Below are 16,673 nucleotides of genomic sequence, written 5' to 3'. Positions count from 1 at the left end.
AATGAAAATAGCGATAGTGAAGGAACAGGCGGCAGGCGAACGACGGGTCGCCGCAACGCCTGAAACCGTGAAGAAGTACAAGGCATTGGGCGCCGATGTGGCGGTGGAGGCCGGGGCCGGGCTGACGGCGTCGATTGCCGATGCCGATTATGCGGCGGCCGGCGCGACGGTGGCCGATCGCGGCGCGACGGTGGCGGGCGCGGACATCATCCTGGGCGTGCAGGGGCCTGCCCCGGAAAGCCTGGCTGGAGCGAAGTCGGGGGCATGGATCGCGGCAGGACTTAACCCATTTGGTGATCGTGCCCGCATCGACGCTTATGCTGCTGCCGGGTTTGAGGCGCTATCGATGGAGTTCATGCCGCGCATCACCCGCGCCCAGTCGATGGATATCCTGTCCTCGCAATCGAACCTCTCCGGTTACAAGGCGGTGCTCGACGCGGCTTCCGAATATGGCAGGGCTTTCCCGATGATGATGACGGCGGCCGGCACGGTGTCGGCGGCCAAGGTCTTCGTCATGGGCGTGGGCGTCGCGGGCCTCCAGGCGATCGCCACCGCGCGCCGTCTGGGCGCGCAGGTCAGCGCGACCGACGTGCGGGCCGCGACGAAGGAGCAGATCGAATCGCTCGGCGCCAAGGCGATCTTCGTGGAGAAGGTCGCGGGGATCGAGGGTGAGGGCAGCGGCGGCTATGCCACCGAGATGTCGGACGAGTATAAGGCCGCGCAGGCGGAACTGGTGTCGGGCCATATCGCCAAGCAGGACATCGTCATCACCACCGCCTTGATCCCCGGCCGTCCCGCGCCGCGCCTCATCACCGACGCGCAGGTCGCGACGATGAAGCCGGGCAGCGTGATCGTCGACCTGGCGGTCGAGCAGGGCGGCAATGTCGAGGGCGCGGTCGCGGGCGAGGTGGTCGAGCGCCACGGCGTCAGGATCGTCGGCCATCGCAACGTGCCTTCGCGGCTGGCGGCGGACACATCGGCGCTCTTCTCGCGCAACCTGTATAATTTCCTGTCCGCCTTCTGGGACAAGGATAAGAATGCGCCCGTGCTGGACGAGGAAATCGGCAACGCCATCCGCCTGACGCAGGGCGGGAAGGTCGTGAACGAGCGGTTGCTGGGATGATCGCGCTGGGTATCGCTCTTGCTCTAGCGGCGAGTGCGTCCCCGGCGAAATTGATGCTCGATCGTGCCGATGAAGCAGGCTGGCGCGCGCGAAGCGGCATCTGTGGAGAGGCAAGTCGAGAAGCTGAACTGGCGGCGCTGGATCGTCGCTATCAGGATCTTGAACGTGCCTTGGTGCGGCGGAGCGGGGAACAAGCCGGCTTCATCCGACTCGATGGCCCCGGTTCTTGTGCCGAGGCCGACCATTATGAACGGCATGTGCTGCGCTATCGCAATGCGCTGCGCGATGCGGAACAATCTTTGGGGGAGGACTAGAATGGACTTCATCGCCATCCTGTCGATTTTCGTGCTGGCGTGTTTCGTCGGCTATTATGTGGTCTGGTCGGTGACGCCGGCGCTCCATACGCCGTTGATGGCTGTCACCAACGCCATTTCATCCGTCATCATCGTCGGCGCGCTGGTCGCGTCGGCGGAGGCGGGCAGCATCGAGGCCAAGGTGCTGGGGCTGGTCGCGGTGGTCTTTGCATCGGTCAACATCTTCGGCGGCTTTGCCGTGACGGAACGCATGTTGGCCATGTACAAGAAGAAGGAGCGCAAGTGATGCACGAGCTTGCTCCTGTCTCTCCCTTCGTGGCGCTGGCCTATCTGATCGCCGGCATCCTCTTCATCCTGGCGTTGCGCGGGCTGTCCAGTCCCGCCACCAGCCGTCGCGGCAACCGCATGGGCATGGCGGGCATGGCGATCGCCGTCGCCACGACGCTCTATACCCATGACGTAGTGAGCCTGCCCGAGATTATCGGCGCCATCATCGTGGGCGGCGGCATCGGCTTCCTCATCGCCCGGCGGATCGCGATGACGGCGATGCCGCAGCTCGTCGCGGCCTTCCACAGCCTGGTCGGCATGGCCGCCGTGCTGGTGGGCGCGGCCGCTTATCTGAACCCCGGCGCCTTTGGCATTCTCGATCCGCTGACGGACGAGATCCACAATGCCAGCCGGATCGAAATGGGGCTGGGCGTCGCGATCGGCGCGATCACCTTCTCCGGATCGGTCATCGCCTTCCTCAAACTGAACGGCAATATGTCGGGCAAGCCGATCATGCTGCCCGGCCGCCATGTCATCAACCTGGGGATGCTGGCCGCGATCCTGGGGCTGATCGCCTATTTCGTGACGGATCAGTCGCCCTGGATATTCTGGACCGTGACGGCATTGAGCTTCATCATCGGTTTCCTGCTCATCATCCCGATCGGCGGCGCGGACATGCCGGTCGTCGTGTCGATGCTGAATAGCTATTCCGGCTGGGCTGCCGCAGCGATGGGCTTCACCCTGGGCAATACGGCGATGATTATCACTGGCGCGTTGGTAGGGTCTTCGGGTGCGATCCTGAGCTACATCATGTGCAAGGCGATGAACCGCAGCTTCATCAGCGTGATCGCGGGCGGCTTCGGTGCGGAGGCCGGACCGTCCGGCGGCGGCGCGGCGGCGATCGACCGCCCCTACAAGCGTGGCAGCGCGGAGGACGCGGCCTTCCTGATGAAACAGGCGGACAGCGTCATCATCGTGCCGGGTTACGGCATGGCGGTCAGCCAGGCGCAGCACGCGCTGCGCGAGATGGCCGACCTGCTCAAGAAGGAAGGCGTCAGCGTCAAATATGCGATCCATCCGGTCGCGGGGCGTATGCCCGGCCATATGAACGTGTTGCTGGCCGAAGCGAACGTCCCCTATGACGAGGTGTTCGAGCTGGAGGACATCAACAGCGAGTTCGGCCAGGCCGATGTCGCCTTCGTCATCGGCGCCAATGACGTGACCAACCCGGCGGCCAAGACCGACAAGACGTCGCCCATCTACGGGATGCCGATCCTGGACGTCGCCAACGCCAAGTCGGTGCTGTTCGTGAAGCGCTCCATGGGCGGCGCGGGCTATGCCGGCGTCGATAATGAGGTCTTCTACATGGACAACACCATGATGCTGCTGGCCGACGCCAAGAAGATGGTCGAGGAAATCGTGAAGGGTCTGGCGCACTAAACGACGGATTGATCCAGCTTCCGTTCGCCCTGAGTCCTTCGACAAGCGCAGGACAGGCTTGTCGAAGGGCTGTTCTTCCTTAATAGGGGAAGGACGGGGCTTCGACAGGCTCAGCCCGAACGGGGTTGGGTATATTCATAAATCGTCCCAGTAACGGAGCGATATGCACAAACTCGGCCTGATTGGTGGTCTAAGCTGGACGTCCACCGCCCGCTATTATGAGATCATCAACAAGGCCGTGCATCGCGCCAAGGGCGGCCAGCACAGCGCGCCGTTGCTGATCGAGAGCCTGGACTTCGCCACCGTCGCGGGCTGTGCGACCGAGGAAGACTGGGATATAGCGGCGGTCCAGTTGATCGACGCGGCCCGGCGGCTGGAGGGGGCGGGCGCGGAAGCGCTGCTGATCTGCGCCAACTCCATGTATCGCGTCTATGACCGGGTGCAGGGCGCGGTCGATATCCCGATCCTCCATATCGCCGAGGTGGTCGGCAGGAAGATGCAGGCCGAGGGCGTCGAGAAAGCGGCGCTGATCGGCACGCGCAACGTGATGACCGAGAAATTCTACCGCCAGCGGCTGGTGGCGCATGGCGTGTCGCTGCTGCCCGCCGACATGGAACTGGCCGAACGGATCGACCGCATCGTCTATGACGAATTGACCGTGGGCAAGGTGAGCCGCGATTCCGAGCGCTACATGAAGTCGGAACTGACCGACATCGCCAAGCAGGACGTGCAGGCGGTTGTGCTGGCCTGCACCGAACTGGAACTGATTGTCGATGTGAAGGCCAATGTCCTGCCCATCTACGACTGCACCGGCATTCACGCCAATGCCGGGGTGGAGTTTATCCTGGGGTGAGCGGGGACGGACAGCGTTGACGGAACGGATCACCGCTTCCGCGTCAATTCCCGCATCGCCGCATCAATGCCTTCGATCGTCAGCGGGTACATGCGGTCGTTCATCAGGTCGCGGATGAGGCGGGTGGACTGGCTGTAGCCCCAATGCGCTTCGGGCGAGGGATTGAGCCAGATGGTGGCGGGATAGGTGTGGGCGATGCGCTGGAGCCAGACGGCGCCCGCTTCCTCGTTCATATGTTCGACCGAACCGCCGGGATGGCTGATCTCATAGGGGCTCATCGCCGCGTCGCCGACGAAGATCACCTTATAGTCATGGCCATATTTGTGGAGGATGTCCCAGGTCGGGGTCCGTTCCGAAAAGCGGCGGCGATTATCCTTCCACACGCCTTCGTAGAGGCAGTTATGGAAGTAGAAAAATTCCATATTCTTGAATTCGCTGGTCGCGGCGGAGAACAGTTCCTCGCACAGCGTGACGAACGGGTCCATCGATCCGCCCACGTCGAGGAACAGTAGCAGCTTGACCGCATTATGCCGTTCCGGCCGCATCCTTATGTCCAGCCAGCCCTGCCGCGCCGTCCCCCGGATGGTTTCGTCCAGGTCCAGTTCCTCGGCCGCGCCTTCGCGTGCGAAGCGGCGCAGGCGACGCAATGCGACCTTGATGTTGCGGGTACCCAGTTGCTTCGTGCTGTCGAGATTGGCGAAGTCGCGCTTTTCCCAGACCTTGATCGCGCGCTTGTGACGGCTTTCGCCGCCGATCCGCACCCCCTCCGGATTATAGCCGCCATGGCCGAAGGGGGAAGTGCCGCCGGTGCCGATCCATTTATTGCCGCCCTGGTGCCGGCCCTCCTGCTCCTCCAGCCTTTTGCGGAGCGTATCCATGATCTCGTCCCAATCGCCCAGCGCCTCGATCTTCTCCATCTCTTCGGGCGTGAGAAATTTCTCGGCGACGAGGCGCAGCCAATCTTCGGGAATGTCCGCCTCAACCCCGTCCTGGCCTAGCACGCCCTTGAAGACTTGCCCGAAAACCTGGTCGAAGCGGTCGAGCAGCCCCTCATCCTTCACATAGGTGGCGCGGGCGAGATAATAGAAATCCTCCGGTCGGCGGGCGATGACGTCGCGGTCGAGCGCTTCCAGCAGCAGCAGATGCTCCTTGATGCTGGCGGGGATGCCGGCGGCGCGGAGCGCGTCGAGAAAGTTGAGCAGCATGGCTGATGCTTGTCGGGCAGCGCGCGCGCTGATGCAAGTCGCGGCGGCGATCGGTGATTGTCCGAATCTTAAGTGTTGCGGCGCATGGTTAATCCGTCACAATCCATCGATGAGCGCAGCAAGTGGGGCGAGCTTGGAAAACAGGGACTTGTTGGCCGACCTGGGGGAACGGTCGGGCGACATAGCATTGCAGTGCAGCGAGACGGCTGGGTTTCTGGGCGAGTTGAACCGTCGCATCCAGGGTGACGCCGCGCGCCTGACGGACCTGGAGCGCAATATGGACATGCTGGCCGCGAGCCAGGCCGAAAGCGTGGCGGCGGCGCAGGAATTGAGCCTGACCAGCCGCCGCGCCGGACGGATCATCGCCGATGGGCATGAAGTGATCGGCCTGTCGCTGGGCGAAGTGGCGGGGTTGGTCGAGCATGTGACCGGGCTGGAAGGGCATCTGCGCCAGTTCCTGACCGTGATCGAGGCGGTGGGTTCCATTTCCGAGGATCTGGGCGCGATCGCGCGGCAGACGCGCCTGCTGGGCATCAATGCCGCGATCGAGGCGGCGCGCGGCGGCGAGGCGACGCTGGGCTTCGCCGTCGTGGCGGAAGAAATCCGGAGGCTGGCCGGGCAGGCGGGAGAGTCCGCCGCGTCGGTGGGCGACAAGCTGGGCCAACTGGATCGCGATGCGCGGCGGCTGATCGGCGGGGTGGAGGCCAATATCGTGCGCGGGCGCGAAGCCGGCACCCATATCGACCGGCTACGGCTCGGCATGGCGGAGATCGCCTCGCTGGTGACGCAGTTCGGCGAGCGGTCCGAGGTGATCGTCACCTGCACCGATGCGGCCGACGGCGATGTCGCGGCGCTGCGCCATGGGCTGGCCGATTTCAGCCGTTCCTCGAACGAGAGCGCGGCGCGGGTCGATGCGGCGCGCGGACAGCTCGAAGGACTGGAGGGGATGGCCAACGCCATGCTCAACACCACGGCGCATGGACCGCAGAAGACGCGCAACAGCCGCTATATCGCGCTGGCCGAGGAAGGGGCGGAGGAGGTCCGCGCGCTGATCGAAGGGGCGTTGGACGAAGGGCGGTTGAGCGTCGAGGCGCTGTTCGACACGGACTATCGCCGGATCGACCGGTCGGACCCGGCGCAATATATGAACGGCTTCACGCCGTTCGCCGACACAGTGCTGCGACCGGTGCTGGACCGGCATACGGGCGAGGACAGTGCGGTCATCGGCTGCTGTCTGATCGACATGAACGGCTATCTGCCCACCCATATCAGCGCGCGTAGCCAGCCTCAGCGGCCGGACGCGCGGGCATGGAATATGGAACATGCCCGCAACCGGCAGATATTCATGGACAGCCAGACCCGCCGAGCGCTGGACGGGGCGGGGGACTTTTTCCTCTTCACCTATCGGCAGGATCTGGGCGAAGGTCGTTATAGAGCGCTGCGCAGCGTGTTCGTGCCTTTGGTGTTCGCCGGGCGCCGCTGGGGACTGTATGAGGTCGGCTATCTGATCTGATCGCCGTCCTTCGCGCGGATGCCGTGGATCAGCGACACGAGCACGAAGGAGATGATCATCAGCAGATACCAGCTACCGAGCTTGGCGACGCTGACCATCTGCCAGCCATGACGCTGGTCGGGATAGGTCCAGGCATTGGCGAAGGTGCCGATATTCTCTGCGAACCAGATGAACAGAGCGACGAGGAAGAAGCCGACGAGCAGCGGCATCCGGCGCGGTTCGCGCCATGGGGTGAAGACGATCCAGCTTCGCCCGAACAGCGCGATCGCCGCGGCGAACAAGGCGAGGCGGATGTCGGGCAACCAGTGGTGGGCGAAGAAATTGACGTAGATGGCGCAGGCCAGCAGCACTGTGCTCCAGACCGGCGGGTAGCGGGTGAAGCGGAAGCCGAAGATGCGCCAGATGCGGGCGATATAGCTGCCCACCGCCGCATACATGAAGCCGGAGAAGAGCGGGACCGGCCCGACATGGAGCAGGCTGGCTTCGGGATAGAGCCACGAACCGGCATGGGTCTTGAACAATTCCATGACCGTGCCGATCAGGTGGAAGGCGAAGATGACCTTTGCCTCCTCCCAACTTTCGAGGCGGAAGGCGAGCATCCCGGCCTGGATGACGAGCGCCGCGAGCGTCAGGAAATCATAGCGATGGAGCGGCGCGCCGGCAGGATAGAAGAGATGCGTCGCCAGCAGTAGCGCGAGCATCAATCCGCCGAACAGGCAGGCCCAGCCCTGCTTGAAGCCGAAGAGGAGAAATTCGAAGGCCCACGCCTGCGGGCCGGGCGCGATGCGGATCGCCTCCAGCCGCGCGCGGATACGGGCGAAGCGGGTCGCGCCCAGACTATGGATCATGGCAACGGCTTAAAGCCGCCTCTGCGGGAAAGGAAGTCCTGTCAGCGGCCCCGCGCGGACTGCATCGTCACGTCGCCATTGGCGGCGTAGGCGGCGGTCATTTCGGCCTGGGCGGTCTGCGGGTCCTTGCCGTCCAGGATCGCGGCGACCTGGCGCGGGCTGGGCACCTTGTCATAGACGCCGTAAAGGTCGGTCTGGCCGACCATGTGGATGGACAGCTTATAGCCCTGCGCATCAGCCTCCGGGTCGAAGGCGAGCAGGGTGCCGCTGTCGTCCACCGGCACGATGATCGGGCCGTCGCTGCGCCCGGCCTGCTGGAGCATGTCGTAGCGGCCATCCGCCGTGGTCACGGTGCCGCGCACGCACAGCGCATCCTTGCCGTCGCGCGGGATACGGACATCCTGCGGCACGGCCTGTTCGGCCGGGTCCGCTTTGGCAAGCCGCGCGTCGCCGGTCTCGGCGGCCGGACAGGCGCTGAAACTGGCGGGGGCGGTGGCGAGGAGCAAGGAGGCATCGTCGAAGGCCAGGCCCGACAACATGCCGTCCAGCCCGGCCAGCACGTCTGCGCGGCGTTCGGTGGGACCGGTCACGCGAATCTTGACGATCCAGCGCCCGGCATGGACGAAGCCCGCCGCCGTCGTCAGCGCGCCGTCGGCGGCATCGTCATAGACGGCGCGGATCGCGCGACCCGCCTGACCGGCGGCAGGGGCGCTGGCATAGGCGGTGCGGCGGGTCCGGGCGCCGAACCGCTCCATGATCGCCTTGTCGGTCATATAGGCGGCGAGCGAGGCGTCGGCATAGGTCGGCATATAGACATAGAGGGTTGCCTGGACGGCGCCGTCCTCGGACAGATATTGGGCGTAGTTATCGACTGCGCGGCCGCCATTGGAGGCTTCGCCGCTCTTGCTGAGCGAGAGGCCGGCCACGGTCTGTGGCAGGTCGATCCCTGCGGCATTGGCGCGGATGGCGCTGCCCGTCGGCGTCCATGCCTCCGCATCTTCCGTTGCCTGCGCGAGCGAAGGCACGGCCAGGCACAGGGCCGCCGACAACAGGAACAACGCGCATTTGGGCATCAGCATCCCTCTCCAGATCCAGACCGTCTTGGCGCGGCCTTGAACTATGACAGGGAAGCTACAGGCTGGGCGGGCGGGCGCAAGCGCCTTTTCAGCTTACCGGCGGGATTTGCGCCGGATAATGGGGCAATGCGGGATCATGATGCGCCCAATCGGGCGCGGCGTCGGTCCAGATCACCGCCTGCGGGGCGATCAGCGAGGGATCGTCAAGCGCGCCGGCGCGGATGAAGGTCAGGTGCGGACGCGATTCGGCCATGCTGAAGAGGGGCGTGCCGCATTCGGGGCAGAAGCCGCGCTTCATCGCGTTGCCGCTGTCGGCGACGCTGTCATGCCAGCGCACCTCGCCCGTGGTGGTCACATGCTCGCTGGGGAAGCAGACATTCACCGTGGCCGATCCGCCGCCCAGATATTGGCAGAGACGGCACCAGCACATGCGGGCGGCGATGGGTTCGGCTTCGATCGTGATGCGGACCTGGCCGCAGAGGCATCCGGCGGAGTGGGGCATGGGTGGTGTTTCTGCTTCACATTTCCCTCCCTTCAGGGAGGGGTTAGGGGAGGGGTGCCAGGCGTCCGGCATGGATCGAACATGCCCTCCCCCGGCCCCTCCCGCAAGCGGGAGGGGAGACTATCTCAACGCCCTTGCCTTCTCGCCATGAACGCCAGTCGTTCGAACATCATGACGTCCTGCTCATTCTTGAGCAATGCGCCGTGGAGCGGGGGAATGGCCTTGGTCGGGTCGTTGTTCTGGAGGACGTCGAGGGGCATGTCCTCGTTCAGCAGCAGTTTCAGCCAGTCGAGCAGTTCGCTGGTGCTGGGCTTTTTCTTGAGGCCCGGCACGTCGCGGATCTCGTAGAAAATCTCCATCGCCCGGCTGACCAGGATTTTCTGGATGCCGGGGAAATGCACCTCGACGATCTGCTCCATCGTCTCGCGGTCGGGGAATTTGATATAGTGGAAGAAACAGCGGCGCAGGAAAGCGTCGGGCAGTTCCTTTTCATTGTTGGAGGTGATGACCACCACCGGGCGTTCGGCCGCCGCGATCGTCTCCCCCGTTTCATAGACGTGGAAGGCCATGCGATCGAGTTCCTGCAACAGGTCGTTGGGAAATTCGATGTCGGCCTTATCGATCTCGTCGATCAGCAGCACGGGCAGGCGGGGTGAGGTGAAGGCCTCCCACAGCTTGCCCTTGCGGATATAGTTGGAAATGTCGTGGACGCGCGGGTCGCCGAGCTGCCCATCGCGCAGGCGGGCGACGGCGTCATATTCATAGAGGCCCTGATGCGCCTTGGTCGTCGACTTGACGTTCCATTCGATGAGCGGGGCGTCCAGCGCCGTGGCGATTTCCTGCGCCAGCACGGTCTTGCCGGTGCCTGGCTCGCCCTTCACCAGCAGCGGGCGGCGCAGCAGCACGGCGGCGTTGACCGCGACCTTCAGATCGTCGGTGGCGACATAATCCTGCGTGCCTTCAAAGCGCATCATGGTCCTTCCGCTATCCCGCCTCATTTCGGATTAAGGCATAGCGATGGCCGCGCGCAATGCGTTTGTGCGATGCAATAGGGAAGGATCGGTGATGCGCTGGATCAGGCGGTCCTGGCGCGGACGGCGGCGCGGGCGCTGAGCAAATCCCACAGGCCGCGATGCTGGGCGAGCAACTGGCGCGCGCCGAACTGGATCGCCCGATCGATAATGTCGTCCCCGCCGATCGCGCGGGCGACCTCCAGCGTGGTGGCGCGATCGGGCAAGGCGCAGGGTTGCGGTTCCAGCCCGGCGCGGATCGCCGTCATGTCCAGCACATGGCGCACGGCGCCCCAGTCGAGGATCAAGGCCATCGCCGCGCCCATGGCGCAGCCGCGCCGGTCGGACTGGGCGAGCGTGTCGAGGGCGTGACGCTGCTGGCTGACGGCGGTTTCGCAATCGGCCTGGCCCGCCGTGCTGGGCGCTGCGCCGGCGGCCACGGTCACTTGAGTCATATAGGCGCGTTCGGCCGCAAAGGCGTCGCCCGCCGCGATCAGCCAGAGGCGCGCGCCATTGTCGGCCGAGCGGGTCGCGGCATAATCGATGACGCCGGGATGACGGCCATGGAGCAGGGAAATATAGAAGCTGGCGTCAGCCAGATCGGGAAGCGAGAGCAGTCCTTCGCGCGCGATGCCCATGCTGGCGCGATTGGCATAGGCATGGGCGACCGTGCCGTCGGCGGCGATCAGCGCTTCAAGAACGCGCGATACGTCGCCAAATTGATAGCGGGGGGCCGCTTCGCTCATGCTCCAGATCCCTGTGATGCCCCGCCCACGCAGGGAGAACGCCAAGAATAGGGAAATCGGGTAAACGTCCGGTTTACGGAATCAGAAAGGGCGGCCGTGAAAGCCGCCCTTTTCCGTCAGGGATGGTTAATTTATATTTACCGATCCACTTTAATTTTGGCGAACACGGCGTTCGCAAATCCAAGGCCGCGCACATTCGAGAAGGATCAGAGGTGGATCTCCATCCTCCCCTGGTAGGGGAGGTGGCAGGCGCGTAGCGCCTGACGGAGGGGTGTCGCTCCATCGATGACGGGACACCCCTCCACCACTTCGTGGTCCCCCTCCCCTTGCAGGGGAGGATTTTTTTACCCGGTCACGGACATTCAGGAAGCAGGTTTGCAAAGGCTGCAATCACCTGCATTTTACTGATCGAGGAAAGACCGCATCTTGCGTGAGCGCGACGGGTGCTTGAGCTTGCGCAGCGCCTTCGCCTCGATCTGGCGGATGCGTTCGCGGGTCACGCTGAACTGCTGGCCCACTTCCTCCAGCGTATGGTCAGTGTTCATGCCGATGCCGAAGCGCATTCGCAGCACGCGCTCCTCGCGCGGGGTGAGGCTGGCGAGGACGCGGGTGACGGTTTCCTTGAGGTTCGCCTGGATCGCGGCGTCCACCGGGATGATCGCATTCTTGTCCTCGATGAAGTCGCCCAGATGGCTGTCCTCCTCGTCGCCGATCGGCGTTTCGAGGCTGATCGGCTCCTTGGCGATCTTCATCACCTTGCGCACCTTCTCCAGCGGCATGGACAGGCGCTCGGCCATTTCCTCCGGGGTCGGCTCGCGGCCCTGCTCATGCAGGAACTGGCGGCTGGTGCGGACCAGCTTATTGATCGTCTCGATCATGTGGACCGGGATGCGGATGGTCCGCGCCTGATCCGCGATCGAGCGGGTGATCGCCTGCCTGATCCACCAGGTCGCATAGGTGCTGAACTTGTAGCCGCGACGATATTCGAACTTATCGACCGCCTTCATCAGGCCGATATTGCCTTCCTGGATGAGATCCAGGAATTGCAGACCGCGGTTCGTGTATTTCTTCGCGATGGAGATGACGAGGCGCAGGTTGGCCTCCACCATTTCCTTCTTCGCGATGCGCGCTTCTCGCTCGCCCTTCTGCACCATGTTCACGATGCGGCGGAATTCGCTCAAGGACATGCCGGTCGCTTGCGCGATTTCATTCACCTCGTTGCGGATGCGGTCGACCGCGCGCGCTTCGGCGGCGACGAAGGCGGCCCATTTCTTGTCGAGTCCCTGGACCTTCTCCAGCCAGACGTCGTCCAGCTCGTTGCCGACATAGCGGTCGAGGAAATCCTTGCGGCTGACCTTATGCCGTTCCGCCAGGCGCAGCATCTGCCCGCCCAGCGCGGTCAGGCGCCGGTTATAGGCATAAAGCTGATCGACCAGATATTCGATCTTCTGCTGGTGGAACTGGACGCTCTCGACTTCGGCGGTCAGGCTTTCGCGCAGTGCCTGATAGTCGTCCTCGGCCTTCTGGCTCAGCGTCTCGCCATTGGCCATGGCGACCATGCGCGATTCCTGCGCCTTGGAAAAGGCGCGGAAGATTTCGGTGATGGTCGCGAACTTCTCAAGCGCCATCGGCTTGAGCGTCTCTTCCATCTGGGCGAGGGAGAGGGTGTTGTCCTCTTCCTCTTCTTCCTCATTGCGACGGGGGCGGGGGGTGCCGTCCTCATCCTCGTCGGCGTCGGCGGATTCCTCCTCCGGCTCTTCCTCTTCCTTGAAGCTGGGGCCGGCGGTCTTCTCGCTGATCTCGCCATCATCCTCTTCGGCGCCCTCTTCCAGGTTTTCCGGAGCGGGGTCCTTGGAGAGCATGGCGTCGAGATCGAGGATCTCGCGCAGCTGCATCTCGCCATTGTTGAGCGCGGTCGACCATTCGATGATCGCGTTGAAGGTGGTCGGGCTTTCGCACAGACCCAGGATCATCGTGTCGCGACCGGCCTCGATCCGCTTGGCGATGGCGATTTCGCCCTCGCGGCTGAGCAGTTCGACGGCGCCCATTTCGCGCAGATACATGCGAACGGGATCGTCGGTGCGATCGACCGTTTCCTTCTTCTTTTCGGTGACGAGCTTGGGGCCGCCATCGTCCTCGCCCGAATCATCTTCGGCGTCCTCGGCATCCTCACGCTCGCGCTGCTCGTCGCCGTCCTCGCTGGCTTCCTCATTCTCGACGATGTTGACGCCCATCTCGTTGAGGGCGGACATGATGTCCTCGATCTGCTCGGAGGACATCTGGTCCTGCGGCAGGGCGTCGTTCAGCTCGTCATAGGTGATGTAGCCGCGCTTCTTCGCGCGGGCGATAAGCTTCTTGACCGAGGCTTCGTTGAGATCGAGCAGGGGAGCATCGCCGCCATCCTCTCCATCACCCACGCTGCCATTTTTGCTGTTCGCCTTGGTCGCCATTTATTCGCCTTACTTCGTCACCCTTTTAAAAGGGTTGACCTGGATCAAATACTATCTTCGGACTGCGCAAGTTCCGCCAGGCGACGATCATGATCGGCTTTCAGCGCGCGAATGCGCTGCTGCTCAGCGAAATTCTCCTCGCTGAAGTCGTTCTCGAACCGTCTCGTGGCCTCCACCAGCGCCGTTTCCAACTCCGGTCCCTGCGCCATCACCCGAACGGCCTCCTCCAGATCGCGAGCAAGGCGATCAGGGTCGGTGGTCATCCTGTTGGGGGTGAGTGTGAACGTGTCGGCCCGGAGCATCCCCTTAGCCATATTATACACTTCACCTTGCCCCAATATGGTAAGGAGGGCCTGCGTTTCAACTGTTTCTTTGCGAAAGGACGCGCCAATCATCGCGGCGAGCAGCCGGGCGAGCAGCGGATCGCCGATTTGCAGGGCCGACAGCATCTCCCGATGCGGGGCGATTTGTTCGGGATGGCGCAGCAAAGCGGCCAGAATCGCGCGGAGCAGGCGCTGCTCCATGCCGCTGGCGCCGATTGCCCGTACTTCGATGCCGGCGGGCGGAATCGGTGCTTTCCAGTTGCCGCGCTTGTCGCGTTGCCAGCGCGCCGAGTCGTTTCCGCGCGGGCGGGACTGGCTGGGCGCGGAATCGCGCCGGGCAAAGAAGAGCGAGTCGTAGCGCTCGCGGAACGCATGGGCGTAATGGGCACGCACGTCGGGATGGGCAATCGCATCCGAAATGGCGCGAAGCCGCTGCTTGAGCGCGGCCTTCTGTTCGGGCGTGTCGAGCGGGGCGGCGGCGATCTCATGGCTCCAGAGCCGTTCGATCAGCGGTTCGGCCTTGTTCAGCACCGCTTCCATCGCCTGGGGACCGCTGGCGCGGATCAGGTCGTCCGGGTCCTGGCCAGGCGGAAGCGTCGCGAAGGCAAGGCTGTGGCCGGGGCGGAGCAGGGGCAGGGCGCGGTTGGCGGCGCGGATCGCCGCCTTCTGCCCCGCCGAGTCGCCGTCGAAGCAGAGCAGGGGCACCTCGACCATCTTCCACAGCCGCTCGATCTGATGCTCGGTGAGCGCCGTGCCGAGCGGGGCGACCGCTTCGCCGAACCCGGCCTGGGCGAGCGCGATCACGTCCATATAGCCTTCGACCACGATCACCCGGCCCGACTGGCGGCTGGCGGGGGAGGCGCGGTCGATATTGTAGAGGGTGCGGCCCTTGTCGAAGAGCGGCGTGTCGGGGGAGTTCAGATATTTGGGCTCGCCGGACCCCAGGATGCGGCCGCCAAACGCGATCACCCGGCCGCGAATGTCGCGGATCGGGAGCATCAGGCGGCCGCGGAAGCGGTCATAGCTGTCGCGTTTCTTGGCTTTACCGCCATCCGGCTCGATCGCGTCCGGATCGATCAGCAGGCCGGCCTCGACCAGCATCGGTTCGCCAAATTCGTTGAGCGCGGTTTTCAGCCGGCCGCGTCCGTCGGGCGAGTAGCCGAAACCGAAGGTACGGCGGGTGGCGTCGCTGATGCCACGCTTTTGCAGATAGGCGCGCGCCTCACCACCGTCGATGCCGCCCAGTTGCTCCTCGAAAAAGCCCTGCGCCGCCGCCATCGCCTCATGCAGCCCCTTTGCCTGTTCGGCGCGCTTGGCGGCGCGCGGGTCGGGGGCGGGGACGTCCATGCCGGCGGTGGCGGCCAGTTCCTTCACCGCCTCCATGAAGGGCAGGCCGCGCTGATCGGTCATCCACCGGATCGCATCGCCATGCGCCCCGCAGCCGAAGCAATTGCCGGTCAGGATATTGTCGTCGATGGCGAAGGCATGAAATTCGGGAACGTCCGCGCAATAGACGGTTTCGTGCCGATCCGTCGCTTCCACGGACAGGACAGTCCAACGCAACCGGTCGAACTTCTTCTTATGCTGAGAAAATCGTTCCATTGCTTCGCGGAGCAGGAACATCTCGCTGGACAGGGTGGAGGGCACAAAATGAATGCGATGCAGCAAGCTGGCTGCGGCGCCATATCCCTTTCGGCTGACCGACGTGCGCGAATAGGTGCCGATCCCCACGCGGGTTGCAATATCGCGCACCGATTCCAGAGTTTGGGCGTCTGCGCTGTTGAGCATGACAGTGCCATCCTTGGCGACATGGCCGTCGGCCGCCAGATAGCCGGCAAGGAAGCCCAGAAGATAGGCGTCCGGGCTGTCGATCGGCGGCAGGGCCTTCATGTGGGCAAAAGCCTTGCCGCCATAGATTTTCAGATAGCTTTGGCCATTATCGCGCGTGCGTAAGGCGGGCTTCTGGTCGGGAAACCATTGGGCGAGCGCCGCGTCCTTTTCGCCATGGAAATTGACCGTGCCGTAGCGCGCTCCATAGAGCGTGCCGTCACCGAACATGATGCCGTGCCGCACACCGGCAGGATCGAGCGTCCAGTCGCGCCTTTGGGGCGGCAAGACGGTGGCGAGCCTGTGCCCCGCCTTTAATTCGGTGGTCACGAGCGCGGATTTGCGTCCACGCACAAACCAGCGATGGCCGCTGGTGGCGAAAATCTCCTTGCGTACGCCATTGCGCGACAAGGTGATTCGCCAGAGCTGCTGGGTGCCGTAGGAATCGAAATAGGCGGGACGCCAAAGGCCGCCGCTCGTCAGAATTTCGATGGTCCGGCCAGCCAGTTCCGCGATAGGTAGACGGCCTTGTGGCGTCTGGACCAGCGTTTCACCAGCCAGGCAGTGGTAGAAGCCCTTCTCGTCGTTGATCGTGAAGCTGGGCGTCTTTTCGTTATGGAAGGGGCAGCAGGCCTTATATTCGCGGCCCGCCTTCGTGACCTTCACCGTCTTGCCGATGAGGGTGGACAGCGACGTGCGCGCGCGCAGTTCGTCCAGCCATTGGGGGGTGAGGGTCAATAGCTCCCCTCCCGCCTGCGGGAGGGGTCGGGGGAGGGCATGTTTGCAATCACCCGTTCGATTTCCTCAATTACGCCTTCGATGTTGCCAAGAACATCATTGTTCCAAAAGCGGATCACCCGAAACTTCTGTGCTTCGATATAGCGGGTCCGTTCGGCATCGGCTTCCTCATTATGCTGTCCGCCATCAACCTCGATCACCAGGCCGATCGATCTAGCCACGAAATCGCAGATAAAGGGGCCGATCGGCACTTGCCGGTTGAAACGTATGCCGGAGACTTTTCGGGCGCTGATGGCGCGCCACAGGATGCGTTCGGCTTCCGTCGCATTGTTGCGCAGACCACGCGCTTTTGCGGTGGGGCGGGCGTAGCCTTTGTCCATCGGGGTTCAACATGCCCTCCCCTGACCCCTCCCGCAAGCGGGAGGGGGACTATAGGCG

At 63.9% G+C, this 16,673-nt stretch carries 15 protein-coding genes; 6 read left to right on the top strand and 9 right to left on the bottom strand.

What is annotated here, in order from left to right; translation table 11 throughout:
- The first annotated feature begins 1 nt into the window (after window position 1).
- From MOK15_RS07815 to MOK15_RS07795, 5 genes are all read left to right on the top strand, one after another.
- Window positions 2–1,123, top strand: a complete 1,122-nt coding sequence (locus MOK15_RS07815; RefSeq protein WP_242931081.1) for an NAD(P) transhydrogenase subunit alpha — start codon at window positions 2–4, stop codon at window positions 1,121–1,123.
- Window positions 1,124–1,176: 53 nt separating this feature from the next.
- Window positions 1,177–1,437: a hypothetical protein gene (locus MOK15_RS07810; RefSeq protein WP_242931080.1), complete on the top strand. Its 261-nt coding sequence runs from the start codon at window positions 1,177–1,179 to the stop codon at window positions 1,435–1,437.
- 1 nt (window position 1,438) lies between these two features.
- On the top strand, window positions 1,439–1,723 hold the full coding sequence (locus MOK15_RS07805) for an NAD(P) transhydrogenase subunit alpha (RefSeq protein ID WP_242931079.1): 285 nt from the start codon (window positions 1,439–1,441) through the stop codon (window positions 1,721–1,723).
- Window positions 1,723–3,144 carry an NAD(P)(+) transhydrogenase (Re/Si-specific) subunit beta gene (locus MOK15_RS07800; protein WP_242931078.1) on the top strand — a complete coding sequence of 474 codons (1,422 nt, stop codon included), beginning with the start codon at window positions 1,723–1,725 and terminating at the stop codon, window positions 3,142–3,144. The genes MOK15_RS07805 and MOK15_RS07800 overlap by 1 nt, the downstream gene beginning before the upstream one ends.
- Before the next feature lie 163 nt (window positions 3,145–3,307).
- Complete coding sequence (locus tag MOK15_RS07795) at window positions 3,308–3,997, top strand: amino acid racemase (RefSeq protein WP_242931077.1); 690 nt, start codon at window positions 3,308–3,310, stop codon at window positions 3,995–3,997.
- Window positions 3,998–4,026: 29 nt separating this feature from the next.
- Here MOK15_RS07795 and MOK15_RS07790 read toward each other — a convergent pair whose 3' ends face one another.
- Window positions 4,027–5,202, bottom strand: a complete 1,176-nt coding sequence (locus tag MOK15_RS07790; RefSeq protein WP_242931076.1) for a VWA domain-containing protein — start codon at window positions 5,200–5,202, stop codon at window positions 4,027–4,029.
- 148 nt (window positions 5,203–5,350) lie between these two features.
- On the opposite strand from MOK15_RS07790, the gene MOK15_RS07785 reads away from it, so the two are divergent.
- Complete coding sequence (locus tag MOK15_RS07785; protein ID WP_242931075.1) at window positions 5,351–6,715, top strand: methyl-accepting chemotaxis protein; 1,365 nt, start codon at window positions 5,351–5,353, stop codon at window positions 6,713–6,715.
- Here the strand turns inward: MOK15_RS07785 and MOK15_RS07780 are convergent.
- From MOK15_RS07780 to MOK15_RS07745, 8 genes are all read right to left on the bottom strand, one after another.
- Window positions 6,703–7,563 (bottom strand): DUF817 domain-containing protein, encoded by an 861-nt coding sequence (locus MOK15_RS07780; RefSeq protein ID WP_242931074.1) that lies wholly within the window; start codon window positions 7,561–7,563, stop codon window positions 6,703–6,705. The genes MOK15_RS07785 and MOK15_RS07780 overlap by 13 nt on opposite strands.
- Window positions 7,564–7,604: 41 nt before the next feature.
- Window positions 7,605–8,636: a hypothetical protein gene (locus tag MOK15_RS07775; protein WP_242932682.1), complete on the bottom strand. Its 1,032-nt coding sequence runs from the start codon at window positions 8,634–8,636 to the stop codon at window positions 7,605–7,607.
- 91 nt (window positions 8,637–8,727) lie between these two features.
- Complete coding sequence (locus MOK15_RS07770; RefSeq protein WP_242931073.1) at window positions 8,728–9,141, bottom strand: GFA family protein; 414 nt, start codon at window positions 9,139–9,141, stop codon at window positions 8,728–8,730.
- 125 nt (window positions 9,142–9,266) lie between these two features.
- Window positions 9,267–10,112: a MoxR family ATPase gene (locus MOK15_RS07765; protein WP_242932681.1), complete on the bottom strand. Its 846-nt coding sequence runs from the start codon at window positions 10,110–10,112 to the stop codon at window positions 9,267–9,269.
- Window positions 10,113–10,216: 104 nt separating this feature from the next.
- Window positions 10,217–10,897, bottom strand: a complete 681-nt coding sequence (locus MOK15_RS07760) for a hypothetical protein (RefSeq protein ID WP_242931072.1) — start codon at window positions 10,895–10,897, stop codon at window positions 10,217–10,219.
- Between the two features lie 401 nt (window positions 10,898–11,298).
- Complete coding sequence (gene rpoD / locus MOK15_RS07755) at window positions 11,299–13,347, bottom strand: RNA polymerase sigma factor RpoD (RefSeq protein ID WP_242931071.1); 2,049 nt, start codon at window positions 13,345–13,347, stop codon at window positions 11,299–11,301.
- A gap of 44 nt (window positions 13,348–13,391) precedes the next feature.
- A complete protein-coding gene (gene dnaG / locus MOK15_RS07750) occupies window positions 13,392–16,235 on the bottom strand; it encodes a DNA primase (protein ID WP_242931070.1) in 2,844 nt (947 codons plus the stop codon).
- Window positions 16,232–16,615 carry a DUF559 domain-containing protein gene (locus MOK15_RS07745; protein ID WP_242931069.1) on the bottom strand — a complete coding sequence of 128 codons (384 nt, stop codon included), beginning with the start codon at window positions 16,613–16,615 and terminating at the stop codon, window positions 16,232–16,234. Before MOK15_RS07745 ends, dnaG begins: the two co-directional genes overlap by 4 nt.
- Window positions 16,616–16,673 lie beyond the last annotated feature (58 nt).

It is taken from the genome of Sphingobium sp. BYY-5, from assembly GCF_022758885.1.
Lineage (GTDB): Bacteria > Pseudomonadota > Alphaproteobacteria > Sphingomonadales > Sphingomonadaceae > Sphingobium.
Note: the sequence above shows the minus strand (reverse complement) of the source record. Positions and strands in the feature narration are given on the sequence as shown.